The sequence below is a fragment of the Glaciecola sp. XM2 genome (genome assembly GCF_018595715.1).
Classification (GTDB): Bacteria; Pseudomonadota; Gammaproteobacteria; order Enterobacterales; family Alteromonadaceae; genus Glaciecola.
The window spans coordinates 1-24438 of record NZ_JAHEOJ010000026.1 but is presented as its reverse complement, the minus strand read 5'-3'; the positions used below and the strand labels follow the sequence as shown (position 1 = coordinate 24438).

The 24438-nt window shown below is 44.0% G+C and carries 25 protein-coding genes; 15 read left to right on the top strand and 10 right to left on the bottom strand.

What is annotated here, in order from left to right; genetic code table 11:
- Window positions 1-11: 11 nt before the first annotated feature.
- Window positions 12-782 (bottom strand): hypothetical protein, encoded by a 771-nt coding sequence (locus tag KJ365_RS13705; protein WP_214452246.1) that lies wholly within the window; start codon window positions 780-782, stop codon window positions 12-14.
- A gap of 34 nt (window positions 783-816) precedes the next feature.
- Entirely contained in the window at window positions 817-1530 is a 714-nt protein-coding gene (locus KJ365_RS13700; protein ID WP_250884243.1) for a sensor histidine kinase, read from the bottom strand.
- Between the two features lie 221 nt (window positions 1531-1751).
- Here KJ365_RS13700 and cysB point away from each other — a divergent pair, with 221 nt between their 5' ends.
- The gene (gene cysB / locus KJ365_RS13695) at window positions 1752-2726 is read left to right on the top strand and encodes an HTH-type transcriptional regulator CysB (RefSeq protein ID WP_214452245.1); all 975 of its coding nucleotides are present in this window, start codon (window positions 1752-1754) and stop codon (window positions 2724-2726) included.
- Between the two features lie 70 nt (window positions 2727-2796).
- Here cysB and KJ365_RS13690 read toward each other — a convergent pair whose 3' ends face one another.
- The 3 genes from KJ365_RS13690 to pabB form a co-directional block, all read right to left on the bottom strand.
- On the bottom strand, window positions 2797-4170 hold the full coding sequence (locus tag KJ365_RS13690; protein ID WP_214452244.1) for an L-serine ammonia-lyase: 1374 nt from the start codon (window positions 4168-4170) through the stop codon (window positions 2797-2799).
- A 135-nt stretch (window positions 4171-4305) separates the two neighbouring features.
- A complete protein-coding gene (locus KJ365_RS13685) occupies window positions 4306-4902 on the bottom strand; it encodes a CoA pyrophosphatase (RefSeq protein ID WP_214452243.1) in 597 nt (198 codons plus the stop codon).
- A complete protein-coding gene (pabB, locus tag KJ365_RS13680) occupies window positions 4899-6323 on the bottom strand; it encodes an aminodeoxychorismate synthase component I (protein WP_214452242.1) in 1425 nt (474 codons plus the stop codon). Before pabB ends, KJ365_RS13685 begins: the two co-directional genes overlap by 4 nt.
- A gap of 165 nt (window positions 6324-6488) precedes the next feature.
- Here pabB and KJ365_RS13675 point away from each other — a divergent pair, with 165 nt between their 5' ends.
- Window positions 6489-8018, top strand: coding sequence for a fumarate hydratase (locus tag KJ365_RS13675; protein WP_214452241.1), 1530 nt, complete (start codon window positions 6489-6491; stop codon window positions 8016-8018).
- A 97-nt stretch (window positions 8019-8115) separates the two neighbouring features.
- Window positions 8116-9639, top strand: coding sequence for a DNA recombination protein RmuC (locus KJ365_RS13670; protein ID WP_502793493.1), 1524 nt, complete (start codon window positions 8116-8118; stop codon window positions 9637-9639).
- Between the two features lie 5 nt (window positions 9640-9644).
- Here KJ365_RS13670 and KJ365_RS13665 read toward each other — a convergent pair whose 3' ends face one another.
- The 3 genes from KJ365_RS13665 to KJ365_RS13655 are packed head-to-tail and all read right to left on the bottom strand — an operon-like array spanning window position 9645 to window position 11984.
- Entirely contained in the window at window positions 9645-10718 is a 1074-nt protein-coding gene (locus KJ365_RS13665) for a hypothetical protein (RefSeq protein WP_214452240.1), read from the bottom strand.
- Window positions 10719-10732: 14 nt separating this feature from the next.
- Window positions 10733-11137 carry an OsmC family protein gene (locus tag KJ365_RS13660; protein WP_214452239.1) on the bottom strand — a complete coding sequence of 135 codons (405 nt, stop codon included), beginning with the start codon at window positions 11135-11137 and terminating at the stop codon, window positions 10733-10735.
- Window position 11138: 1 nt separating this feature from the next.
- Complete coding sequence (locus KJ365_RS13655) at window positions 11139-11984, bottom strand: CvfB family protein (protein ID WP_214452238.1); 846 nt, start codon at window positions 11982-11984, stop codon at window positions 11139-11141.
- 74 nt (window positions 11985-12058) lie between these two features.
- Here KJ365_RS13655 and KJ365_RS13650 point away from each other — a divergent pair, with 74 nt between their 5' ends.
- From KJ365_RS13650 to KJ365_RS13635, 4 genes are read left to right on the top strand one after another with little or no spacing between them, the layout of a single operon-like run.
- The gene (locus tag KJ365_RS13650) at window positions 12059-12796 is read left to right on the top strand and encodes a 5-oxoprolinase subunit PxpA (protein ID WP_214452237.1); all 738 of its coding nucleotides are present in this window, start codon (window positions 12059-12061) and stop codon (window positions 12794-12796) included.
- Window position 12797: 1 nt separating this feature from the next.
- Entirely contained in the window at window positions 12798-13622 is an 825-nt protein-coding gene (locus KJ365_RS13645) for a 5-oxoprolinase subunit B family protein (protein ID WP_214452236.1), read from the top strand.
- Window positions 13619-14647: a 5-oxoprolinase subunit C family protein gene (locus tag KJ365_RS13640; protein WP_214452235.1), complete on the top strand. Its 1029-nt coding sequence runs from the start codon at window positions 13619-13621 to the stop codon at window positions 14645-14647. The genes KJ365_RS13645 and KJ365_RS13640 overlap by 4 nt, the downstream gene beginning before the upstream one ends.
- 36 nt (window positions 14648-14683) lie before the next feature.
- Window positions 14684-15541 carry an aminotransferase class IV gene (locus KJ365_RS13635; protein WP_214452234.1) on the top strand — a complete coding sequence of 286 codons (858 nt, stop codon included), beginning with the start codon at window positions 14684-14686 and terminating at the stop codon, window positions 15539-15541.
- On the opposite strand, the gene fur is transcribed toward KJ365_RS13635, so the two are convergent.
- Entirely contained in the window at window positions 15538-15966 is a 429-nt protein-coding gene (gene fur, locus KJ365_RS13630) for a ferric iron uptake transcriptional regulator (protein WP_214452233.1), read from the bottom strand. The genes KJ365_RS13635 and fur overlap by 4 nt on opposite strands.
- Window positions 15967-16099: 133 nt before the next feature.
- Between fur and KJ365_RS13625 the strand changes: the two genes are divergently transcribed.
- The 8 genes from KJ365_RS13625 (at window position 16100) to KJ365_RS13590 (ending at window position 22770) form a co-directional block, all read left to right on the top strand.
- Complete coding sequence (locus KJ365_RS13625) at window positions 16100-18115, top strand: methyl-accepting chemotaxis protein (protein WP_214452232.1); 2016 nt, start codon at window positions 16100-16102, stop codon at window positions 18113-18115.
- Window positions 18116-18467: 352 nt separating this feature from the next.
- Window positions 18468-18869 (top strand): hypothetical protein, encoded by a 402-nt coding sequence (locus KJ365_RS13620; RefSeq protein WP_214452231.1) that lies wholly within the window; start codon window positions 18468-18470, stop codon window positions 18867-18869.
- Window positions 18870-19741: 872 nt separating this feature from the next.
- Window positions 19742-20200 carry a WapI family immunity protein gene (locus tag KJ365_RS13615; protein WP_214452230.1) on the top strand — a complete coding sequence of 153 codons (459 nt, stop codon included), beginning with the start codon at window positions 19742-19744 and terminating at the stop codon, window positions 20198-20200.
- Window positions 20190-20924 carry a TrmH family RNA methyltransferase gene (locus KJ365_RS13610; protein ID WP_214452229.1) on the top strand — a complete coding sequence of 245 codons (735 nt, stop codon included), beginning with the start codon at window positions 20190-20192 and terminating at the stop codon, window positions 20922-20924. The genes KJ365_RS13615 and KJ365_RS13610 overlap by 11 nt, the downstream gene beginning before the upstream one ends.
- 138 nt (window positions 20925-21062) lie before the next feature.
- The gene (locus KJ365_RS13605) at window positions 21063-21566 is read left to right on the top strand and encodes a hypothetical protein (RefSeq protein WP_214452228.1); all 504 of its coding nucleotides are present in this window, start codon (window positions 21063-21065) and stop codon (window positions 21564-21566) included.
- Window positions 21567-21657: 91 nt separating this feature from the next.
- Window positions 21658-21825 (top strand): hypothetical protein, encoded by a 168-nt coding sequence (locus tag KJ365_RS13600; protein WP_214452227.1) that lies wholly within the window; start codon window positions 21658-21660, stop codon window positions 21823-21825.
- Between the two features lie 116 nt (window positions 21826-21941).
- Window positions 21942-22295 carry a DUF2845 domain-containing protein gene (locus KJ365_RS17060; protein WP_352109414.1) on the top strand — a complete coding sequence of 118 codons (354 nt, stop codon included), beginning with the start codon at window positions 21942-21944 and terminating at the stop codon, window positions 22293-22295.
- 163 nt (window positions 22296-22458) lie between these two features.
- A complete protein-coding gene (locus tag KJ365_RS13590; protein WP_214452225.1) occupies window positions 22459-22770 on the top strand; it encodes a hypothetical protein in 312 nt (103 codons plus the stop codon).
- Window positions 22771-23168: 398 nt separating this feature from the next.
- Here the strand turns inward: KJ365_RS13590 and KJ365_RS13585 are convergent, their stop codons facing one another.
- Entirely contained in the window at window positions 23169-24323 is a 1155-nt protein-coding gene (locus KJ365_RS13585; RefSeq protein WP_214449579.1) for an IS110 family RNA-guided transposase, read from the bottom strand.
- Window positions 24324-24438: the final 115 nt, after the last annotated feature.

Below are 24438 nucleotides of genomic sequence, written 5' to 3'. Positions count from 1 at the left end.
TGTAGCGAACGCTACCATTTCTTTTTAGGAGCAAAGAGGGTATCGATATCCTCTTTCTCTCGCGCCTTCGCTTCTAGAATATTCTGAACATTTTTATCTTTCAGCGAGCTTTCAAGCCCGTTTAGCATCTCGGTCAGTTCTTGCGAACGGCTAGTAGTATATTCATCTTGCGGAGTGTGTTTTACAAGCGCACCAATGGCTTTTTCTAAGTACTGACGAGCCGAGCCTTGCATATTGTTTGTTACCGCGTCGTTCGCTCGTTTGAGCAAGGTGTCGATATTGACACGAAGTTGCAGGCTTTCTAGCGTTTTGTCTTCACGTAAAAATATCTCTTTGGTGATATTTTCTTTTTTGCGCTCACTTCGCAAAATTATGCGAAGCTTTTTAATCGCCTGAATGTATTTAATGATGACTTTATCAGACTTCGGAAGCTTGAAACCAGAGAGTTCTGGCGGCTTTTCATTAACGTCTATTTCACGAATAAGTTTTTGCAATTCGGTGACCTTTGACTTCAAGTCGGGAGATGGGTTTTGTTCATAAATTTCAATCAATGCCGCTAAACTGCGCTTTCTTAGTATGGAGATGAGCAGTTTGGATACGGGCATATGTTGCGCCGCGCCTGCAGCCATTTCAGTTTCTTCTAACACCGCACGATGCTTGTTTATTTCCTCGCGCTTTTTCGCTGCCTTTCGTTCATTGTGTTGCTGAACGGCACTTGCGGCAATGCCTGCAACAATGAGTGCAGCGATGAGAATGATGATGATGGTGTAAGTTTGATTCATCGTAAGTAATATCTGTTTAGTTTGCTTACGTTCACTAAGGTAAGGTCAGCGTAAATACGCTGCCACCGGTAACGTCGCTGTTAGCTAGGTGAATATTGCCTTGTTTGCCCATATTCTTATGATTCTGCGCCATCAATCGCGCAAAGAATAGACCTAAACCGGTACGTCCCTCACTGATGCAATGTTGGTCGAGTACTTTGTTCGACATTTCTAGCATGGTTGCTGGATAGCCAGGACCGTCGTCTTCCACACAAATCGTCAGCTGGTTGTCATCTACACTGGCTTTTATTTCTATGTGCTTGCATCCATAACGCACTGCATTAATCAGCACATCATGTAAAAGCAGATATATGAGTTCGCGATCTAAGTACCAAGAGAGATCCTCATCTGCGATGATGGTCACTTTTATGCCTTGCTGATCAGTATAAACCTGATTTGACTCTACGATTTCATCAAACAGTTCTGCGATAAACACTTCGTCGATGTTGACAGGTAATGCGTCAATTTCTGCACGATATAATGAAAGCACTTGGACTAAAGTGGTATTCATTCGATTCGCTTCATAGTGCACGCTATTGAGACTGACATGTGCTTGGCTTACTTCTTGTGGGATCACGCTAGACATATGTTCAATGGACTGCATCAATAGGCTGAGTGAATTTTTCATATCGTGAATGGCGACAGCAATCACCGATGAAAAATCTACAAGCGCTTTAGGATCATTTGCGTTGTCGTGTAAGTCGCTCAAATTCTTAATTACCTATGTTGCGTGCTTGACGAAGAAAATGCTGGTTTTTCTTGCATTCGCTTATAAAATACGGTTTTCTTATGCAATAAAGTTAGCTGTTTGCTATGGTTTACAGCACAACTACATAAGTGGGTATCGGCTAGGATGTAAATTGCTTAACCAAAACACCACAGCAAACATGTTTAGGTGCCAACCTAAATGACAATACGCTAAGGCTTTTAATGAAACTCCAACAACTACGCTACATCGTGGAAGTACTAAACAATAATTTGAATGTTTCGGCAACCGCAGAAAACCTCTTCACTTCGCAACCTGGGATCAGCAAACAAGTGCGCATGCTTGAAGATGAGCTCGGCATTCAAATATTTGGGCGAAGCGGAAAGCACTTAACCCATGTCACTGAAGCCGGCAAAGAGGTGATTAACATATCTCGCCAAATTCTAGCGAAAGTTGAGAGCATTAAATCGGTGGCCAGAGAGCATACCTTGCCTGATCAAGGTAAGTTGAATATTGCTACCACACACACTCAGGCGCGTTACGCGCTGCCCGATGTGATTCAAGGCTTCATGTCAAAGTATCCAAAAGTGTCGTTGCATATGCATCAAGGTACGCCATCGCAAATTAGCGATTTAGCAGCAAAAGGCGAGGCTGATTTTGCCATTGCCACCGAATCACTGCATTTGTATAACGACTTAGTCATGCTGCCTTGTTATCACTGGAATCGCTCGGTGATTGTGAACAAAGCTCATCCTTTGGCAAAGAAAACCAGCATAACCATTGAAGATATCGCGAAATATTCGCTGGTAACTTATGTGTTTGGCTTTACCGGTCGATCAGAGCTCGACCGTGCATTTAACGCAGCGGGTTTAGAGCCAAAAATTGTGTTTACCGCCACCGATGCTGATGTCATAAAAACCTACGTACGTTTGGGAGTAGGCATAGGGGTAATTGCGACTATGGCAGTGGATGACGAGTTAGATGCGGATTTAGTAAAGATAGATGCCAGCCATTTGTTTGACTACAGTACAACTAAGATAGGATTTAGAAAAGGTTCGTTTTTACGCAACTACATGTATGAGTTTATTGAGCGCTTTGCTCCCCACTTAACCAAAGACGTGGTAGAAAAAGCGATGATGCAAAAGAATAATCAGGAAGTGGAGGCGATGTTTAAAGGCTTAACCCTTCCTGTAAAATAACCGCTGACATCAATGTTCAGTGATATACAAAAGCCGTCAAAAATGACGGCTTTATGTTATGCGTTATTCACTAGCACTCAATAATGTTGACTGCCAAACCGCCTCGCGCGGTTTCTTTGTATTTGGTCTTCATGTCGTTACCGGTATCCCACATGGTTTTAATGACCTTATCTAGAGATACCTTTTGTGTGCCAGTACCACGAAGGGCAAGACGAGACGCATTGATAGCCTTGATTGCCCCCATTGCGTTTCGTTCAATGCAAGGTACTTGCACTAATCCACCTACCGGATCGCAGGTTAAGCCTAAGTTGTGCTCCATGCCGATTTCGGCAGCATTCTCGACCGAATCTACTGAGCCACCCAAAATTTCCGTGAGTGCGCCTGCGGCCATCGAGCAGGCAACGCCGACTTCACCTTGGCAGCCCACTTCAGCACCAGAGATAGAGGCGTTCTTTTTGTATAAAATGGCGATTGCACCTGCGGTTAATAAAAAGCGACAGGCAGTATCATCATCCATTGGGCGAATGAATTTGTCGTAGTAGCTCATCACAGCAGGGATAATGCCCGCAGCACCGTTTGTAGGCGCGGTGACAACGCGACCACCGGCAGCATTTTCTTCATTTACGGCTAGGGCATACATATTTACCCAATCCATTACCTGCATGGGGTCGTCATTTCTTTCATTCATCAAACGATGATGCAGTGCTGGTGCACGGCGATGTACTTTCAGGCCGCCGGGTAAAATACCTTCGGTATCGATGCCGCGAGCAATACACGCCTGCATAACTCGCCATATGTTTACGAGTTGTGCACGTGTGCTTTTCTCATCGCGCAAAATAGCTTCGTTTTTAAGCATCAGTGAGCTGATGCGAAAACTATTTTCCTTACAATGTACAAGCAGCTCTGCTGCAGTTGAAAAGGGAAAGGGGGCGTCCATTTGTTGCTCAGAGATTTTTTCTTTCTTTTGCGCTTCAAACTCTGATTCTTCAACAATAAATCCGCCGCCAATAGAATAATAGGTGCGCTGAAACACGCACTCATCCCCGTGCATCGCGAAAAGGGTCATACCATTAGCATGAAGCGGCAAGGTTTTACGGCGATGAAAGACGATAGCGCCCTGGCTGGCAAAAGTGATAGCGCGCTTATTCATGAACTGCAAAGATTGTTGTGCTTCTACCTTTGCTAGCATTGTGTCAATGTCTTCTACGGGAACGTCGTCTGGCGTATAGCCTAACAAGCCTAGGATGATGGCTTTACCCGTGCCATGACCTTTGCCGGTTTGACCAAGTGAGCCGTATAACTCGGTGCGCACGGTATCGATTTTTTCAAGTAAACCTTGCGCTTCAACGTCGAGGCCGAATTGACGAGCGGCTCGCATCGGACCAACCGTATGAGAGCTAGAGGGGCCAATTCCCACTTTAAACATATCGAAAACGCTAATCATGCTGCACTCCTAATTATAGAGCTGCAAGTGTTGCACAAATCGGTGCACTCACAAGTGAATTTTCCTAATGCGTAATATTAGTAATGTTAATAAATTGTTGCAAGAAACAACGGTAATTTTAGAGAAATAAAGCGCTTAGTTGCTTTGGTGATATAGAATATGATCGCGCAAGTGAACCATCATTCCTGCTGTTGCGCCCCAAATAACTTGGTCGTTATAGGTAATGTAATGCACGGGGAATTCTTTGCTGCCTCTATGTATTACTTGCACGAAATAGTTTTTCTTATTCATTAGATAAGCTAAGGGAACCTCAAATACCTCCCTCACTTCGTTAGTATCAATGGTCAATTCGTGGGGGACGCTGACGCCATATTGATGTTTAGCGATAATCGGTGTGACTGCAAAGCCGCTGATGGTGCGATAGGGCGGAAGGCGACCAATGACTTTTAAATGCTCGGGTGCTAGGCCAATTTCCTCTTCGGCTTCTCGAAATGCAGTATGTATTACACCCATGTCGCTTTTTTCAGCCTTGCCCCCTGGGAAGCTTACTTGCCCTGCGTGATGTTTAAGGTGTGTTGCTCGGCGAGTGAATATGACGCTAAGGCCATTTTCACTGGGGTTTAAACATATGAGTACCGCTGCGGGGCGTTTTGCAGCAGGGAAGGGTTCACTGGCGTCTTTGTCAATCAGCCAGGGTTGATTAAATGCCGATAAGAAATCTTCCTCTCTCACTTAAACTCTTCCTTGTTTAACGTATCCCGTAATACAGGTAAAATCTTAACCACCTTATGAAACGATTCTTGATATTCGTCTTGGGCTTGGGAATCTAATACAATCCCGCCGCCGGCCCAGCAAAATAAGGTATCATCTTCAGCGAGTATGGTACGTATGCATATGCTGGTATCCATATCATTTCGAATCCCTACGTACCCAATACTGCCACAATAAATGCTGCGCTTATCTGGCTCTAATTCTTGAATAATTTGCATCGCCCGCACTTTAGGCGCACCAGTAATAGAGCCCCCTGGAAAGGCGCCGGCCAATAAATCAAAGGGACCTGAGCTCGGTTTTAACTGGCCTACTACCGTGCTTACCATATGATGCACCGCAGGATAACTTTCAAGCGCGAACAAATGGGGCACCTTAACCGAGTGCGCCACGCAATGTTTGCTAATGTCGTTGCGCAATAAATCGACAATCATTAAGTTTTCAGCACGATCTTTCTCAGACTGCAACAATTCGTCGGCTAGGGCTTTGTCGGCAATGGGGTCGATAGCACGTTTACGTGTGCCTTTTATGGGCTTGGTAACAACTTGGGCATCTTTGACAGATAAGAACCGTTCGGGCGAGACACTCAACACACAGCTTTTATCTAATCGAATAAAGCTAGAAAACGGCGCTTTATTGACCTCGGTAAGCATTTGATAAGCTTGCCACTCACTGCCGCGATAGGTTGCGCTAAAACGCTGTGCAAAGTTGACTTGATAGCAGTCGCCCGCATGCAAATAATCGTTAATTTTCTGCATGCTTTCGATATATTGTGGTTCGCTCACATTCGACTGCCAGTCACTCGTTAAAGCGAAGTGCTCAGTGGCATTTGATGTTTGATAGTTAAGCAAGGGCTCAAGCCAGTTATCAATCAGTCCGTGAGGGCAAATATGGTGCACTTCGCCGCTATGGTTATCAAATATGAGTGACTGTTGATAAAAGCCTACGGCAATGTCGTCGAGTTGATACTGCTTAGGTTTGGCATCTGTGATTGCATCGGTCAGCACGTTTATGTCGTACCCAAATAAGCCCACTGCACCTATCAAAAAGGGGAGTTGGCTTGCTTTGAGTTCACCGACATCAAAATATTCAGCAAATGCTTTGTGAAGCACCGCCAAATGCGTAAACGGTGATTGCGTGACCGGTATGTTTTTAAGCGCCGCAAAATCATCGCTGTCAACCGATAGCTGAGGCTGAGCATCTTTAAACTGATAGCGCACGCTCGGTGCATATACAATTATGTCGTAGCGTCCGTCTGATAATGTATTGTCGCAGGTGTCGAGCAACATTGCCCAAGGAAGATGCTCTATTGCAGCAAAAACCGTTTGGGCCTTTATCCCAGACAAGGTCGGTATAGGCTTAATTTGAATGTTTCTTTTTGTCATAACGCTCAGTGAGACAACATAATGCTAAAAAAGTCACGCTGACTTCTATTATTTATAAACTCATCCACCAAAGTCTGCATGCGAAGGCTTGGTGTATGGTCAATTTGTCGGTAGTATACGTGCCAAACAATACCCGCAACACTCTTTTTTATATGAGGCTTTTTTATGACCATCATTCGTCAACAAGATTTAATTGATAGTATTGAAGATGCACTTCAATTTATCTCCTATTACCATCCGCTTGACTATATAAAGGCAGTAGAAGCTGCTTATCATAAGGAAAAAAGCCAAGCGGCAAAAGACGCAATGGCGCAAATTCTCATCAATTCTAGAATGTCTGCGGAAGGAAAACGACCCATCTGCCAAGATACAGGAATTGTCACCTGCTTTGTTAAGATTGGTATGCAAGTCAGTTGGGATAAAACCGATATGACGGTGCAAGAAATGGTAGACGAAGGAACTCGCCGCGCGTATTTAAACCCCGACAATCCGCTGCGTGCCTCGATTGTTTCAGATCCTGCTGGAAAACGCATTAACACTAAAGATAACACCCCAGCGGTGGTGCATATCGATATGGTACCTGGGGATAAAATCGAAGTTATGATTGCGGCCAAAGGTGGCGGCTCTGAAAACAAATCGAAAATGGTGATGCTCAACCCAAGTGACGACATTGCACAGTGGGTAGTTAAAACATTGCCAACTATGGGCGCAGGTTGGTGTCCGCCTGGTATGTTGGGTATAGGTATTGGCGGCACGGCAGAAAAGGCCGCGGTGCTGGCAAAAGAGAGCTTGATGGACCCTGTTGACATGCCTGAGCTTATTGAGCGCGGTGCGCAAACGACCGAAGAAAAGCTGCGTGTCGATATTTTTAATAAGGTCAATGCGTTAGGAATAGGCGCGCAAGGTCTAGGCGGTTTAACTACCGTTGTGGATATCAAGATTAAATCGGTGCCAACTCATGCGGCATCAAAACCGGTAGCCATGATCCCCAACTGCGCCGCCACGCGCCACGCGCATTTTTATCTTGATGGCAGTGGCCCAGCACATCTTAAACAACCGAAACTAGAAGATTGGCCTGAAATCACATGGGAAGTGGGCGAAAACACTCGCCGAGTCAATCTAGATACCGTGACCAAAGAAGATATTGCCGAATGGAAAGTGGGTGAGACGGTATTGTTAACCGGTAAGATGCTTACCGGCCGGGATGCTGCCCATAAACGCCTGCAAAGCATGCTCGATAATGGCGAAGGTATGCCAGAGGGTGTTGACCTTACCGGTAAGTTTATTTATTACGTTGGCCCGGTAGATGCCGTTCGTAACGAAGCCGTTGGTCCAGCGGGCCCGACAACGGCCACGCGCATGGATAAGTTCACCGACATGATGTTAGAAAAAACCGGCATATTAGGTACGATTGGTAAGGCAGAGCGCGGTCCGGCAACGGTGGCCAGTATTGCCAAACATAAATCGGTTTATTTGATGGCCGTTGGCGGTGCAGCCTACCTAGTCTCTAAAGCCATTAAAAAAGCACGTGTGGTTGCCTTCGAAGACCTCGGTATGGAAGCGATATACGAGTTTGAAGTGGAAGATATGCCGGTAACCGTTGCGGTAGATAGCAATGGTGCAAACGCGCACGAAACAGGTCCTGCGATTTGGAAAGCGAACATTGCTGAACTCGACGCAGCATTGAGTAAGTAAGCTCTCCAAACCATGCGGATGGGCGTTGATTTTCAGCGCCCCTATGTATTTTCTGTAGTATTATCCTCTCACAATAATAATTCATTAGGAGTGTGCTTTGTCGTCATTGCTTGTGGCTGTTTCCATGCCGATGTATGTCCCCATTTTGACTGCCGTGTTTGTTGGTTTGGTGGTGTTGATTTTGGTGGTATTTATCAACAAGCGGCATCAAGAGAGTTTGCATAAGCAGTCGCTCGAATTTCAGCAAGCACAGCAGGCGCTGCAGTATGAGTTAGCGCTCGAGCAAAGATCCGTGAGCCAGCTACAACAACAGCATCAGCAAGCCGAGCAGCAGCATGGCGCCCAGCAGCTTAAGTTTCAGCAACAGCTCTCGCAATATCAAGAAAAGCTATATGAGAGTGAACGCAAGTTAGGTGAGTCACGTCAACAAGCGTTGCAGCTAGAGGATGCGAAACAACAACTTGAGCGATTAAAACAAGAGTTCAACGAACTGCAATCTGCGTATTCTCAACTACAAGCTAAAAATGAAGCCACATTGGCGAGCGTCGCGCAAGAGCGCCGAGGGTTTGATGAGAAACTCAGCCTACTTGAGAATGCGGAAAACAAGCTCAACACTCAGTTTGAAAACCTTGCGAATAAAATATTTGAGCAAAAATCAGAGAAATTCACCAAGACCAGTGAAACGGGTATTAACCAAATCTTATCTCCCCTAAAACAGCAAATTGATGATTTTAAACGTCAAATTACCGAGCAATACACCCGAGAAGGGCAAGAGCGTGCGTCTCTTAAAACAGAAATACTGGGGCTTAAAGAACTCAATAAACAAATTACCGAAGAGGCGGCAGCGCTTACAAATGCGCTCAAAGGCGACAACAAACAACAAGGTAATTGGGGCGAACTGGTGTTAGAGCGTATTCTAACTGAGTCGGGTTTACGCAATGGCCATGAGTACGAAGTACAAAAGAGCGTGACTAACGACGACGGCAAGCGCTTACAGCCTGACGTAGTGATTCATCTCCCTAATGAAAAAGACATCGTGGTGGACTCTAAGGTATCGCTTATCGCCCATGAAAAAGTGGTCAACGCGCAAAGTAAAGAAGACCGCCAGCGTGCATTGAAAGAACATGTTGCGTCGATGAAGGGCCATATTAAAGGACTCAGTAAAAAGGATTACCAAGACTTACCGGGTGTTAAATCGCTGGATTATGTGTTGATGTTTGTGCCCATTGAATCGGCCTTTTACAATGCTGTTGAAGCAGAGCCAGAGCTCATAAAGCTCGCACTCGATAACCAAATCATGTTAGTGAGCCCTACAAATCTGCTGGTAGCGCTTAGAACCATCAACAACATTTGGCAATATGAATACCAAAATCAAAACGCCAAGATAATTGCAGATAAAGCCGCAAAAATGTATGACAAGCTTGCTAACTTCGTGGGTGATATGGAAAAGATTGGCAAAAATGTCGATACCCTCAGTAACACCTACGAAGCGGCTATGAATAAACTGTCAACGGGTAGGGGTAATCTCCTTCGCCAGGCTCAAGGATTTAAAGAGCTCGGCGTCACTAGCACCAAGCAACTTGATGCGAAGTACCTGCAGGATAATGACAATCAGGAGTAGGCGCTTTAGGGTTGTAAGCGTTGATATTCTTGATTGGTAATATCGAAAGTGTACATCAAAGCGTGTTTCGCCTGCTGGTGAAGTGGGTCGCTCGGGTTGGACGCGATACTAAATAACTGCTCTTTGAGTGCATCAGTGCGTGGAATGTTGCCTGAGTGGATGCCGTCGAGCACGCTGTACCGCAACTGAACGTCGTTTTGATCACTGATATACGTCATCGCCAATTCTTGGCGTTGGTCGCGGTTACTAAATCGCAAAACGTGATTGAGCAATGCCGACTTTTCGTCAACGTTTGACTGTTCAATCATGCCATCTAAGCCGCTGAGTATTTGCTGGCGCTCAACATCACTAATTTGAAACGGCATCATGTTATCAAGGGCAGATAATTTAGTGTCCATGGACTCTTCAGAATATATCGCGATGTCGACAAGGCTAGCAATAATTTCTGGGTTATCAGCGCTTGCATACGAGTTTGAAACGAGATGCAAAAACTGCTGGCGTGATGCACTGTCGGTATTGCCGCTTATTTGCAAGGCAAGGTTTTCGAGCGCTGCACGTCCTTGCCCATCGGGTAAGCCCTGCATAATCGATGTGACATAATGATATTCTTTAGAGCCAAACTCCAATCCTTGTAAATAATCCATCATAATGGCCAATTGCGTGGGTGAATCACTTAGCGATGCTCTAAATTGGTCGATGGCCTGGGAAAATAAGCGCATATCTTCGTCAGTTTGTGGCGATGATAAGTCCAGAAGTTGATTAAACATGCTCACGATATCGTTAGGGTCGTCCCATTCGAGTTGCGAGTCGATATTCGTTTCATCAAGGGTGCTTTGCAGCCCATCGTCTAAACTATCATCGCTTTGCGCTAGCGTCGATTGTGCTTCTGGTGAGTTCTCATCGAGATTAATGAACCAATTGTGCGGGGTGTCAGTTTCACTTTGTATTTGAGAGGTCGCACGCTGAGGAGCCACCCAGCCTGTCTGGCTCGGTGAAGAAGTGTTTTGACCCACGTAATAACCCGCATAAAATACGATGCCAAGCAGCGCGGTAAGCCATACAGCAATGCGAACAGTCATGTTAAGTTACTAACTCAGCTTTTAATCTCATAAGTTGTTTTAATATCGACTTTGTCGTTAAGCATTAGCATAACAGAACAATATTTTTCTGTAGAGAGCTGCACCGCTCTAGCTAGGTGCTTTTCGTTTACATTGGTTCCTGACACCACGTAATGTGCGTTGATGTGTGTAAAAACGCGAGGTGGGCTTTCGGCGCGTGTGGCATCGAGTACACATTCACAGCTTTCAATGCCTTGGCGTGCTTTGCGCATAATTTCTACTACATCAACTGACGAGCAAGCGCCTACCGATATTAAAACTGCCTGCATCGGAGAGAGCGCTTTTTTTGAACCATCTAGGTGTAGGGTTTCACCGCTATCCATCGTGCCATCAAACGCTAATCCGTCTTCAGAGGGGACCCATTTTACATTCGCTTTCATATTAAGAATTCTCGTTGGTTAGTTTTATATGTTTAGGCGTAATGACAATCTTCTTTTCTTTATAAAGCTGTCCTAACGCTTTTTTATAACTGGCTTTGCTTACGTTAAAGCGTACTTGAATATCTTGTGGACTGCTTTTGTCGGTAAGCGATGATAAACCACCATGGGCTTCTAAATCATCCAGAATTTGTTCTGCTAGAGACGCACGTTGTTTTTTATCGTGGCGTTGTAGCGTTACGTCTACTTTTCCATCTTCTCTGATGCGCTTGATAAACCCCTGATGTACCTCGCCAATATGCACAGGCTTGAATAGGTCGCTATGGTAAAGAAGGCCAGCGTAGGTATCGTCAATAATCACTTTAAAACCTAAAGGCGTTTTTGCGTACACCAGCAGCTGTACGGGGGTTGACGTGCTCCACGTATCAGGCGCAGGAGATAAAAACTTTTCAATTTTAGTGGTGGCGTAGAGCTTGTGTTGCTTATCTTCCACGACTAATTTGACCACCGCGGGCATGCCAATAGCGAGTTCGCTATGGGTATGCTGTTTGGGGGCATATAAATCTTTTGGCAAACCCCAGTCAAAAAACGCGCCAGCGTCCGAGAGACCAACTACCCTAAGCGCCTTAAATTCATCAACAGTAATAGCTGGCTTGGTTAAAGTGGCGTGAATATTACGGTCTTGACCATAGTACAAAAACACATCAATGGATTGTCCTTCAGCCAGTGATTGGTCTTCGGTCGTAAGGAGAATGTCGTGCTCATGATGGCTGTCGCCATCGCTAAGCAGGTAGCCCATAGGGGTGGCTTCAATAACCGTGAGAGTGTTAAGTGTTCCGATGTTTAGCATATGGTTTCTTTTTTGCGCCAATGTGTTACTTTTTGACAGTATATCAACATCTTGAGTAGGAAGTATCTTCTTTGATGAAACTAAACGCTGATCTGGGTGAAAGCTTTGGTCATTGGCAGGCCACAAGCGACCAAGACATAATGGCCTACATCGACCAAGCCAATGTAGCATGCGGCTATCATGCGGGCGACCCTAAAGTCCTTCAGCGCACGGTTGCGCTGGTTAAGCGTCACAATGTGAGTTTAGGTGCGCATCCTTCATACCCTGATTTACAGGGGTTTGGCCGGCGTAGCATGCGCATTCCGGCTGACGAGTTGATTCCGATGATACATGCACAGATGGCCATTGTTGAAGGCATGGCAAAATGCCAAAACGTGGCACTTGAATATGTAAAGCCTCATGGCGCACTTTACAACGACATGATGCAACATGCCCAGGTGTTTGAAGATGTGGTTAGCGCTATGGCTGAGTATCATCAGCGCTATCCATTAATGATTCAGGCGCTTGCTAATAACGACTTTCATCGTCAAATTGCTAGCCATCATAATATTGACTTAATTTTTGAAGCCTTTGCAGATAGGCGTTATACCGCTACAGGGTATCTTGAATCTCGTCAAAACCCGGATGCAGTGCTTTCATCTATCGAAGCTTTGGCGCAGGCAAGACTGCTCATTGAAAGAGGAGAAGTTATTACAGACCAAGGCAAGCGTATTAGCATTGTTGCCGATAGTTTGTGCGTGCACGGTGACAGCCCAGATGCATTGAAGATGGTTTCGCAAATCCGTGAAATTCTTCAGCAGCAGGGCGTCTAACTTGTTTAACGACCCTATCCATTGTTCGCTACCCCTTGAGGTTCTCAACGATTTTACGCACATTCAATGGGTAAATGAGAGTAGCGCACTTTTACAGATACACTTAAGAGAAGGGGAAAAACCATCAAATAAGCCCCAAGAGCTATTATTGCTTAACGCTCATGTGCTTTTATGGGCACGTGCGCTATCGGCGGGAGCGCCGCCATGGCTGACAAACTATGTACCGTCATATGACAGCCTACTGATCATGTTTGACCCAATGCAGGTAGATTGCTTTGAGGTAAAAGCCTTTCTTAAATCGCTAGCGCTTAATGAATATCGTAATAACGCGCCGGTCACCAAGCAGCATGTTATTGAGGTTTGCTACGATGAAGGTCTAGAAGATGCGCTGTTGCACAATCAAAGCGTGCAAGAAAACGACAAGCTACGTCCGAATGATTTAAGTCAAATGAGTCAGACTTTAAACATGGCAGTGCCTGAGATAATCCAAATGCACAGTGAGCAGGTTTATAGGGTGTTTACGGTGGGCTTTTTGCCTAATTTTGCCTACATGGGGTTTACCATCGATGCATTACACATTCCTAGATTAAGCTCACCACGAAAAGCGGTTCCTGCGGGGGCCGTGGCAATAGCTGATAACCAAACCGCGATTTATCCGCAGCGCTCACCAGGCGGCTGGCATATATTGGGCTATTGCCCTTTTGATTTGTCCGGTCAGGGTGACACTGTATTTAGTGCGGGGGACGAGGTTGTGTTCAAGCCAATTTCAATTGCTGAATATCAGCAAAAATATGGCGCGCTGACCCCGCGTGGTCAACGACAATGATTGAATGTCAGCATATTGGCTTTTATGCCCAGCTTGTGGATGATGGACGCAAACATGCATCGCATCATGGATATAGTGAGTCCGGCGCGCTCGATTGGAAGAGTTTTGACGTAGCCAATGCTTTGGTGGGTAATACATCTAAGCCGCGCAGTAAAGGGCGCAATCATGTGGCTATTGAAATCACGCTTGGTGAGGCACAATTGAAGTTTCATGAGCCCTGCATGATTGCGATAACTGGCGCTAATGCGCTGTGTAAAGTTAACCATAAACCCTGCTCAATGTATCAAGCGTTGCTACTTAAAAAGGGCGACGTTTTAAGTATTAGCAACATTGGTCATGGCACTCAGGGCTATGGGCAACATGTCTATATTGCCGTGAGAAATGGCCTTGAAACACCTCAGTTATTTAGCAGTGCGTCGAATGTGATGCGAGAGGGGCGTGGAGGACTTCATCAAAACGGGCAAGGGCTGCTAACGGGCGACATATTGCCTACATGCGCTAACATACCGCAAGCAGTGAGTAGCGCGCATATTGAAGATGTTCACAAGGCGACGGCGGATTTTCTTAAAAGCATTAAGCGTGTTGATGATGTTGCACAAGCTATGCCGCTTAAGATCATACCCGGCTATCAGTTTAACCATTTCTCAGCCTCACAAAAAGCGCTGCTGCTGTCGAGTATATATAAGGTCAGCGCGGAGGCTAATCGCATGGCTGTGAAGCTAGAGGGGCGACCGATAAAATGCGGCATAACCACCTTAAGCTCTCAAGGCTTGTGCAATGGCGCAATACAGTGTACGGGTGCAGGTCAACTCATTGTTATGTTAAACGATCGCCAGAGTATTGGTGGTTATCCTGTTTTAGGTTCGCTTAGTGCATGTTCACGTGCTCAATTAGCACAGATGACACCCGGCAGCGCGGTGCAGTTTACGTTTGTTGATGTGTTACGTAGCGTCGCCGATGTTCGGATGTGGAAGGCGAGCATCGAAAAAATAAGCACAACAGTAGACCAAATGCTAAGTTCATGATTATATTGTAGTGTTAAATGTGAGTGAGACAATCTAATGGCACACGTATTACTAAATGGCAGTTTTGTTGATGAAACCAAGGCAAGTATTTCGCCTATGGATCGCGGTTTTTTGTTTGGAGATGGTATATACGAAGTCATTCCCTGTTACGGCGGCAGACCTGTTGGGTTAAAATTGCACCTTCAGCGAATGAACAACGGCCTGCAAGAAATTGGCATTCAATACGAAGCGAAGATCGAGGAGTGGCAAGAGACTATCAAGCATTTGGTTTCGCAATATGAAACCCCTGATATGGGCGTGTATATTCACGTTAGCCGCGGCGCCGATACCAAGCGATATCACGCTTATCCGCAGAATGTTACGCCTACTGTATTTGCCTATGCCTTTAAAATACCTTCGCCTCAGCCGCTAGATAGGGACAAAGCCAAAGGTTTTACCGTAACGGTAACTGAAGACTTGCGTTGGCAGCGGTGCCACATAAAGTCTACCTCATTACTCGGTAATGTGATGCATTTTCAGCAAGGGCAAGACGCCGGTAAAGATGAAGTGATTTTATATAACGAGCATGGTCAAATCACCGAAGCGGCGGCATGTAATATCTTTGTGGTAAAAGACGATGTCATTTACACACCGCCGTTAGACAATCAACTCCTACCTGGCATAACGCGCCGCATCATTATCGACTCGTTAGCGCATGCAGGTGGCTTTGACGTTAGAGAGGAGCCTATTGCGTTGTCGATGTTAGATGATTGTGACGAAGTATGGCTGACATCATCGAGCAAAGAAATTGGCCCAGTGATAAAGATAGACGACAGAACATTAGGGGACGGACGCCCTGGGAAAATGTGGTTGGCCGCACAAACGGCCTACAACGCTTATAAATTTACGTGTTAGTCGACGTTGTTTTCGCAATCGACCTTGATGCACTCGCCATACAAATAAAGACTATGATTGGTTAATTTCATCTGATTCGCCGAGGCAATTTCTTCTTGGCGTTTTTCAATCATGTCGTCTTCAAACTCAATGACCTTGCCACAGGTTAAGCACACTAAATGATCGTGATGGTCTTTGTGGCTGATTTCAAACACCGACTTACCACCTTCGAAATGATGGCGATTTAAAATGCCAGCATCATCAAACTGGTTTAGTACTCTGTACACCGTTGCTAAGCCAATTTCTTCGCCCATATCAATAAGCAACTTGTATACGTCTTCAGCGCTAATATGTTGATTATTAGGCTGTTGAAGGATCTCTAAAATCTTCAAACGCGGGAGCGTAACTTTCAGGCCAGCTTTTTTTAATTCTTTATTTTGGTCCATGTGCGTCTTATTTTTGGAAACTCAGGGTACATTATAAGTAAGAATTCAAGTTTTAACAGTATTTGCCGAACAATTAACTTAGGGTTTTTTTCGTTTTTTCTCAAAGCGTATCGATTATAGGAAGAATTGTTGTATGCAACTCACGGTTGTTCGAAAAATGGTCATAGGCTTTACGGTGTTAGCCTTGCTACTGCTATTTACCAGCTTTTTATCTTATTTAGGACTGAACGACATTAAACATTCTGCTGAACAAGTAGCGCAAGAGAAGATGCCAATTCAACGCGTTGTATCATCGCTCAACGTCGATATTTTGCGCTTAGGCACAATTACAACAAACACCTATTTTGAAACTGACAGGCAACAACTCACCGCATTTAAAGCGCAGTTTGGCGACAGTTATGCACAATATGCCGAACAACTTATGCTGCTATCTGAACTTGTCACACAACAAAATCAAGCGCTCGTAGACGCGGTAAAATTAAACTCACAGGCATATCTTGATGCAAGTGATGCGATGTTTGCGGTCAAGTTTTCAATTTTAGATACCAATCAAAAGCTCATGGATTCCACAAGTGCTGCTTTGATGCATGCAGACGAAGCTAGTGCATTGATGCTTGACTTAAGTTATCTAGAAGGCGATGAAGCTAACCTTGATGCAATGATTGGCACATCTACCAACATTGATAACCGAATTGGATTGTTGCTAAGCAATATAAAAGACTTATCAACAACCACGGAACCTGAAAACGCAGAATTGTCGATTGGCGACCTTGAGTACAACATTAGTAATATTGAAGTAGACGTTGATTATGCAAAGCGCCTTGGTGAGGGAATTGATGACCAAGGTATTTTTGACATGTTTGATGAAGAGTTCGCAAGCATGAAAGGGGCGCTTGTTGGTGAAGCGGGGGTGTTTGGGTTAAAACGGGCACAGCTTGCACTTATACAGCAAGCGTCAGAGCACCGTGCGACTTCGGTACGTGAAATCAATCAGGCAATCATTGAGCTTTCGAACCTTTCTAAGATTACTAATGATGCTGCGTTAGAAGGACAGCAAGACATTTTAGATGCGGTAAGCGCAAACAGTATACAAAACATTGCAATATCGATAGTGGGTATCATTGCCACCATTGCACTTGCCGTAATTGCCACTAGAAGCATTGCAAAACCTCTGGCTTACGTGAATCAAAAGCTGACCATATTGAGCAGTGGAGATTTAACTCAGCAGTTAAAAGAAGACGGGAACGACGAGTTTTCGGCGCTTGCAAAGAGTGTTAATCAGCTTATCAAATCGTTGCGTAGCTTAATTGGCAGTATAGGCGAACGTGAGCAAAGTTTACGTGAAGTAATGATGAAAAGTGTGGAGATGGGTGACAGCTCACTTGCACACGTTGCCCAGCAACAGGATCAAATTCATACCACCAGTGGCAATACGCAACAGGTTAAAGCTACTAGCCAGTCCAACTTAAGCAAAATACATGCTGCCGATGGGCAGATTGACGTTGCAATTAAACAAAGCGAAACCGTTGTGGCACTGGTTGAAGAATCTAAACGACAGGTTACCGAACAGTCTGAACAGGCAGCGTTATCGGCTGAAATCGTTAATCGTGTGGGAGAGAACAGTCACAAGATTGGTGGTATTTTAGACGTGATAAAGACCATTGCTGAACAGACTAACTTATTGGCACTAAACGCAGCCATTGAAGCCGCTCGAGCAGGTGAACAGGGGAGGGGGTTTGCCGTAGTTGCAGATGAAGTTCGCACCCTTGCCACTCGCACTCAAGATTCAACAGAAGAGATTGAGAAAATGATCGTATCGCTGCAACGGGATGCTCAGCTAGCAGTCGATGCAATGAAAACCGGCTCTGAACAAGTACAAAAGGGCGTTGAAATAACCGATGAAGTCACCTCCCAGGTGCTCACCATCAAAACCCTTATTCAAAGCTTGGCTGATTTTAATCAACAAATCGTGCAGGACACCGGTCAGCAAGATACGTTATTAGACGACGTGGTAACACGCCTAACTACCATTGTTCAACTAAGTGAAAATAGCGCTAAAAGCACACAAGCCTCTAACGACGCCATCCATGAGATAGAAGTGCAAATGGATGGATTAAGTGCTGCTGTTAAACAATTTAGAATGGCATAGCAGAGTACGTCTATTGCATGTTTAACCAGGCTTACATTAAGCATCTACTATAGCTTAAGTAAGCCTTGTCTTATACAAAGGTCCATCACACCGCTTTATTCCAGCATAATTGCACGTCAAAGTTTTACATGCGTAATCGACAAACATTATGCTAAAAAAGTTATCCAAACCGCCTAACAGCATGTTTGCGAAAAACTCCGCATTTCCCTCCCCGCAAAAAGGCGGCATGACAAAAATGCTTGTGCTTTGGGGCCTACACAAATATATTAAATTTATTGAAAAACATTAACCCGACCTCGGGACAGATTTTTTGTCCACAGGTGGTTAGCTAATAAAGTGTTATGTGCCAGTGATGAAATCAATAATATATGCCGTTTTAGGTTTAGTATTGTCAGGTTGTGTATCCCATGTTTCATGGCATGGAGTGCTTCCCGATAGAGAATACAAAATTACATTTATTGATAAAGAACAAATACCAATTCGCGGTGTTTCTTTCGAGTGTAAAGGTGAGCTGGGAAGTATTACCGAACTTATTGCAAAAGAATTAAATACTTCTGCAACTGCTACTAATGACAACGGTGTATTGGTATTAAAACATAGCGCTTATGAAGTGCACGGTTCATACAAACAAATGGGGCCGTTTCAATGGGACCAACAAGATGTACCGCTTCCAATTTGTCAGTTTTTTTTGGGGAGTACCACGGTCTATTCTGGTCCTTTACTACAATTAAATGGAAAAACTTTAGAGGTTTAAATGGAGCGGGCACATAACAAACGGTTTAATGCGCTGCGCTGTGACACCACTTCGTGGAGCACTTTAACCGGGTGTTATACGACACGGGCATTCAACCTTATTACGTTATTCAGGTAGGATAGCTTAGCGATCTGAATCGAAGTCCAGTGGAAGAGTTTGGTTTTTTATGTCACGCTTTAGGCGTTTGCTGTGCCGCAGAAGCTAGCTTACTACGGCACAGCAAACGCCTAAAGTGTAGAATCAAACATCGTTGGCAGCCCGTGTGGCATCGGATGAACATGCAAAGGCTTTACCCTATCGGAACAGCATCGAAGTAACAAAGGAGATTATCATGTCGTGCTCGTATAACAACGCTAATCAGCCGGACGCGGTTTACGCTCCCTTGTTATTTTTACTGCATTGCGCGCCGGCTATCAGCCAATGTTACGTGTACAGTTAACAATGGTGGCACTATTATAATGTGGTTTTTTATTTCATCTTTCCTAATTTTTCTCGTCTCTGCCAACGTTTCTCTCAACCATTTAAAAAAAACTGATTCGGCTTGGTATGACCATATCGGCGGTCATCTTCCTATATTCTTCACAGTTCATAGTAAGACTCCAGAATGCTTGGGTTATTTTTTAATTGCCGGTTATTCGCGATATTGGGGTGTTTACAGTATTCGCGCGAGATGTTTTTCAGTTCTTGCAACATCTTCATTGTGGTTTATGTGGATATCCGTTATTTACCAGCTGATAAAGATGATATGAAAGCACGTAACAAGGCGTTCAAAAGAGATTATCAGCTCATGTCATGTCGCTTGCATTCGCAAACGCCACGCCATAATCTGCTAACTCGTTAACTGAGCGTTAGCTCACAAACAAGTAATCGGAATGTTCAAGCTTAAAAATGTAGAAGGCAATATTGATTTTTCTCTGGAGGTAGTTGGATACCAATTTCCAGATAGCAAGAAAGATGATTGGTGCTTGCTAAAGGTAAAAATTGATCAGGGTAGCGATAGATGCGAGCTTGTCGATCCGGCTATGGAAGCCACAGAATTGGTGCAACTATTACGCTGGTTTTCAAGTTTGGCAGAGGGGCGGTTACCGCGTTACTCTTGCCTAACATTTACTGAGCCATGTATTAGTTTTAATTTTTTGGCATTTAATGATGGTGTAGTAAGAATAGCCATTAATCTAAGTCACGAGCTTAAGCCTCCCTTTAAAATTGAGCAGTTTAGGGTTAAGAGAAAAGATTGGAGTATAGTAACTGAACTGCATGCAAATGACTTTGCCAATATACGTGGTGGCATTAAAATGGCTCTAGAAAAGTATCCGGTGCGTGGGAGCTAACAAGGCAAATCAGTCTGACGGCTTTTCCGTTACTTGTTTTGTGGTTTTACGCTACGCTACCACAAAACAATCCACTACAAAGCCGCAGCTGTTTGCGGCGTTAGGTCTATTGGGGCAAGTAGAGAAAAATATGGAAAGTTCAAAGAGTTCAGTTCGCCAAAGAGCTGATGAAATTAAAGAGTATCAATGTAAAAACCTCATTGCAGTGTTAGAAAACCCAATGGATGTGAAAAACATCGGCTCAGTAATTAGAAATGCCAATGCTTTAGGTGTCGAAAAAATATATGTTGTAGACAGTAGAAAATCATTACCTGATGATTGGGAAGAAATAAGAGAGCGAAAATCTCTTTCTAAAATATCAGTTTCCGCATCAAAATGGACTTTCGTAAAGCGTTTTGATAGCACGGAAGAGTGTTTGGAGCATCTCGAAAAAAATAGATTCACATCGATGGTGACATCTCCACATATCAAAGGAAAGAACAATTTTGTCTTGCACGAAGCTGATTACACTCAAACTAGACTTGCTGTCTGGTTTGGAAATGAAGCTCGTGGTGTAAGTGATCTAGTGGTTGAAAGAAGCGAAGCCTGTATATCAATACCAATGTTTGGCATGATCGAGAGCCTAAACTTGGCAACTACGACAGGTATCGTTCTTTACGAGGTCACAAAACAGCGTAGAGAGTATCAAGCTAAATATAAGCGTGCCATTCGAAAAAAGACCTAACAAGGCGTTTAAGGCGGATTCACAACGCTTGGCGATTTCAGTTCAAGTTGAATTTAGTGTTTAAGGTACAATGGTTTAAGTTTGGTGGTTAGCGTTGTTCACCACTTAACGCGGCGTTATAAGTCAAGGAGGATGTAGATGGACTCAAGCATAACATCAGGCTTAGTTGGCGGGTTAATCGCTGTTGTTATAGGTACTTTAGTAACAAAAGCTGCTCGTAGAAAAAATACCAATGGAAAGTTAAAGCATGGGCTATTAATTTTCGTATTAGCATTGGCTTGTATGGCCTTTTCAATATTTGCTGCCTGGATGTTTTTTTACGATGAAGATGTCCATCAGGAAACAAGCGAGTTTGTTTCAGTATTATTGTTATTCTTCGGCTTTGGAATGGCCGCCCTTGCTTGTTTTGCTGAATATTTTAAAGTCAGTGGTAACTTTGATTCCAATGAAATAGATTTTTACACACCTTGGACTGGCTCTAAAAAAGAACGTTGGGATGATCTCGTATCGGCTGCATTTAATGGTTCAATGTATTGGTATACTCTTCAATTTAAATCTGGAAAAAAGGTTCGTCTTTCGGCTTACTTACAGGGTCATGGTGATGTTTTAGATATAGTCAGGGAACGTGGCTTTGACTTATAACAAAAAATTGAAGCGGACATTACCAAGAGCGGGCAACGCCGCTTAATTTGGTGTTATATGCATAGAGATTTATATGTCTAAGAGTATTCACATGACAGTTAAGCAGGTTGTCAAAGAATCTGGTTTTGGTTACGGTAGTGCTGAATTTCAGAATTATATGTTTGAGCATAATATTGAGCTTTTAGTAGAAAAACGCCTCTTGAAAAAAGAAGTGAAAGAGAGAAGGCAAAGCAGCAAGTTAAAATTTATATATGACTAGCTATCTACAATGATTGAAATGTTTAGAGTGAGTAAATAACGTGGTTGTTTTGGCATATAACAAAAACATAAACCGGATTTTGGCGAGAGCGGCCAAAACCGGTTATGTAAAGTGTTATGTGCTGGTTGACATGCAAAGATCAACTTTCTATTTTAGACTCAATAAGACCAAGGTATCTAAGAAGGAATTTTTTAATGCGTTTTTTTGGTTTTTTGCTTTTTTTTATAAGTATATCTGCGCTTGCGACTGATACGACAAGAGTTAGGAATGTTAAGTGTAAAGGGGGTTGGGTAACAGAAGGCACCAGCAAACTGGAAGTAATCTCATATTGCGGGCAGCCTAAATTCTCAGATATAACTTCTGGCGCTAACATGGTTAAGAACGAGGATTTGCTTTTCGTCATCAAGCGCAAAGACTATATAATTTCCTTCAGCGGAGGGAAAGTTACTCATATAGGTATGATTAAATAGCCTGTTTTTTAAAGCGCGCTCTTGTCTTCGCACAGGCAGGCACATAACAACACGCTTAACACGTTCCCTTCGGTCACTGGGACAATAACGCAATGGCATGCTGCGCATATTTTGCCATTCCGTTATTGCCCGTTAGCTCAAAGTTATGTTTCATGGAGGAATTGTGAATAATCAATTAAAAGATAAGACTTTGAAAAGCATTCTTTCTTCGATTGAGAATCCAGAAAAACACGCATTAAAACTAAAGAGGAAAAGTTTGCTTTTGACTGGTATGTCATGGCTCGCGATTGTGATTGTTTTCTTTTTGCATTTTCTAGGTTTTACTGGATTGTACTTGTTAGCAATAGCAGCTTTTTCTGGAATTGCTTATGGCTTTGTAATCTACCTAGATTCCGCACGTAAGCAATGGCAATTCATAAGTCCCCATATTGATATCGAGTCGGTTAAAAAGGAAGTTTCGAGTGAAGAAACATAACAAACAAATTATGGCACTCGCTGCCGCTCGCTGGGACGCATACACGTGCGCAGCTTCGCCATTATTGCACATGTGTCTGCGCCCCATATTTGGAAGTTGGTATGACTCCCTTTGTCAAGTTTGACAAAACAATCCTGTGACATTCTTTCGGTCCATAAGATATTTAAAAATTAAGCTAACGCATCAGATGAGGCAGTATTGTCGTCGGTTTACATGCTGGTATCCGTAGGTTACTTATTTTTCAATAAGCAGAGCTGACCTTACTTTTTCCGCCGCAGTGCCTTCTCATCACTCTATGTTCGTGGGTCAAAAACGTGTTGTTTATTGCCTTCCTAACACCCTCGGAGGTTGCACCACATCCGCGGCCTGATCTAAATGCGCTAGCTTAAAACTCTTTATCATGCTGGCACTCTACTAGTGCGCAATTTTGGATTGACCGGTGTGAGTACCACTTCTTTGGTAATCGCCCATATGTAAGCCGCCATCTCCCTGGCAATCGCTGCAATGATTAAATTGTAGTGTTTGCCCTGCTTACTCATGCGTTGATAGCGCTTGCACAATCGTAGTTGCGCCTTCCAAGCAATGTCCAAAATATCTTTGGGTAAGCACTCTTGTCGCTTTTGTAACTCGGTAGAGATATTAGCGGCGAATCGGTAACTATGAGCGCCTTCGATAAGTAATCGTCGTGCACGGCCATTACCTGTTTTGGTAATGGCCCCAATACGGCGTTTACCACCAGAGGAATGTTCTGAGGGCACCAGACCTAAATAACTCATTAGCTTTCTTGGGTGGTCAAAGCGGGTTAAATCACCCAGCTCAGCCACTACACCAACAGCAACCAATAGTCTTACTCCTCGCATAGATTGAATCGCCTTGACCACAGGATAATAGCGCCACTGACGTACTTGATGTTCAAGTTCATTATCGAGTCGCTCTAAGCGCTGTATTCGTTCAGTGATGGTTTGAATGTATTCTTGTAACACGATGTGCTGTGCAGGATGCGGCAGTACCATTTCAGTGAGCCAACGAAGGTGTTTCTTAGACCAGTTAGCCACTCCGTCGTAGTGAATATTGTTTCGCAGCAAAAGTGCCTTTAATTGGTACTTTGCATCCTTTAAATCTTTCATGGCTGTTTCACGGCCACGAGATAAATCACGTACAGCCTCATCTTCCGGCTCGGGGACATAGATGGGGGATAGATCTTCAGATTTTAGTAATTTCACGAGCTTAAGTGCATCGCGTCTATCGGTCTTTATTTTATCACCAGGCTTTTTAGGAATGAGTGACGGCGCTACCACATAACAACAATGACCTAAGCTGGTGATAAACCGATAAATCCAATAGCCACAAGGGCCTGCTTCGTAAACAAAGTGCAGAGTTGCGTTTGGGTATTTGGATTCAAACTGACGCACAAGCTTTTTCACGCTTACTTTTGAAGAGGCTATGCGTCCCATATGAACCGGTGCTTTCCCTCTACCATCTTCGCAATACGCCACTTCGTGAAATTCTTTATGAGTATCCAATCCAATAAAAATTATGCTATGTTTATTCATGCTAGTCTCCAAATTTATATAATGTTTAATCGACAATTATTTATGGCACTGGCTATTGTAGCTAACCCACGAAAATGCGGAGACTAGCACTTTTGAAGGGAGTCATAATGTCTAT

Excerpts from the sequence above, each read along its gene's own strand:
- KJ365_RS13705 (WP_214452246.1), bottom strand. The coding sequence starts at position 782 with ATGAATCAAACTTACACCATCATCATCATTCTCATCGCTGCACTCATT.
- cysB (WP_214452245.1), top strand. The coding sequence starts at position 1,752 with ATGAAACTCCAACAACTACGCTACATCGTGGAAGTACTAAACAATAAT.
- KJ365_RS13690 (WP_214452244.1), bottom strand. The coding sequence starts at position 4,170 with ATGATTAGCGTTTTCGATATGTTTAAAGTGGGAATTGGCCCCTCTAGC.
- pabB (WP_214452242.1), bottom strand. The coding sequence starts at position 6,323 with ATGACAAAAAGAAACATTCAAATTAAGCCTATACCGACCTTGTCTGGG.
- KJ365_RS13675 (WP_214452241.1), top strand. The coding sequence starts at position 6,489 with ATGACCATCATTCGTCAACAAGATTTAATTGATAGTATTGAAGATGCA.
- KJ365_RS13665 (WP_214452240.1), bottom strand. The coding sequence starts at position 10,718 with ATGACTGTTCGCATTGCTGTATGGCTTACCGCGCTGCTTGGCATCGTA.
- KJ365_RS13660 (WP_214452239.1), bottom strand. The coding sequence starts at position 11,137 with ATGAAAGCGAATGTAAAATGGGTCCCCTCTGAAGACGGATTAGCGTTT.
- KJ365_RS13655 (WP_214452238.1), bottom strand. The coding sequence starts at position 11,984 with ATGCTAAACATCGGAACACTTAACACTCTCACGGTTATTGAAGCCACC.
- KJ365_RS13650 (WP_214452237.1), top strand. The coding sequence starts at position 12,059 with ATGAAACTAAACGCTGATCTGGGTGAAAGCTTTGGTCATTGGCAGGCC.
- KJ365_RS13640 (WP_214452235.1), top strand. The coding sequence starts at position 13,619 with ATGATTGAATGTCAGCATATTGGCTTTTATGCCCAGCTTGTGGATGAT.
- KJ365_RS13635 (WP_214452234.1), top strand. The coding sequence starts at position 14,684 with ATGGCACACGTATTACTAAATGGCAGTTTTGTTGATGAAACCAAGGCA.
- fur (WP_214452233.1), bottom strand. The coding sequence starts at position 15,966 with ATGGACCAAAATAAAGAATTAAAAAAAGCTGGCCTGAAAGTTACGCTC.
- KJ365_RS13625 (WP_214452232.1), top strand. The coding sequence starts at position 16,100 with ATGCAACTCACGGTTGTTCGAAAAATGGTCATAGGCTTTACGGTGTTA.
- KJ365_RS13620 (WP_214452231.1), top strand. The coding sequence starts at position 18,468 with ATGAAATCAATAATATATGCCGTTTTAGGTTTAGTATTGTCAGGTTGT.
- KJ365_RS13615 (WP_214452230.1), top strand. The coding sequence starts at position 19,742 with ATGTTCAAGCTTAAAAATGTAGAAGGCAATATTGATTTTTCTCTGGAG.
- KJ365_RS13605 (WP_214452228.1), top strand. The coding sequence starts at position 21,063 with ATGGACTCAAGCATAACATCAGGCTTAGTTGGCGGGTTAATCGCTGTT.
- KJ365_RS13600 (WP_214452227.1), top strand. The coding sequence starts at position 21,658 with ATGACAGTTAAGCAGGTTGTCAAAGAATCTGGTTTTGGTTACGGTAGT.
- KJ365_RS17060 (WP_352109414.1), top strand. The coding sequence starts at position 21,942 with ATGTGCTGGTTGACATGCAAAGATCAACTTTCTATTTTAGACTCAATA.
- KJ365_RS13585 (WP_214449579.1), bottom strand. The coding sequence starts at position 24,323 with ATGAATAAACATAGCATAATTTTTATTGGATTGGATACTCATAAAGAA.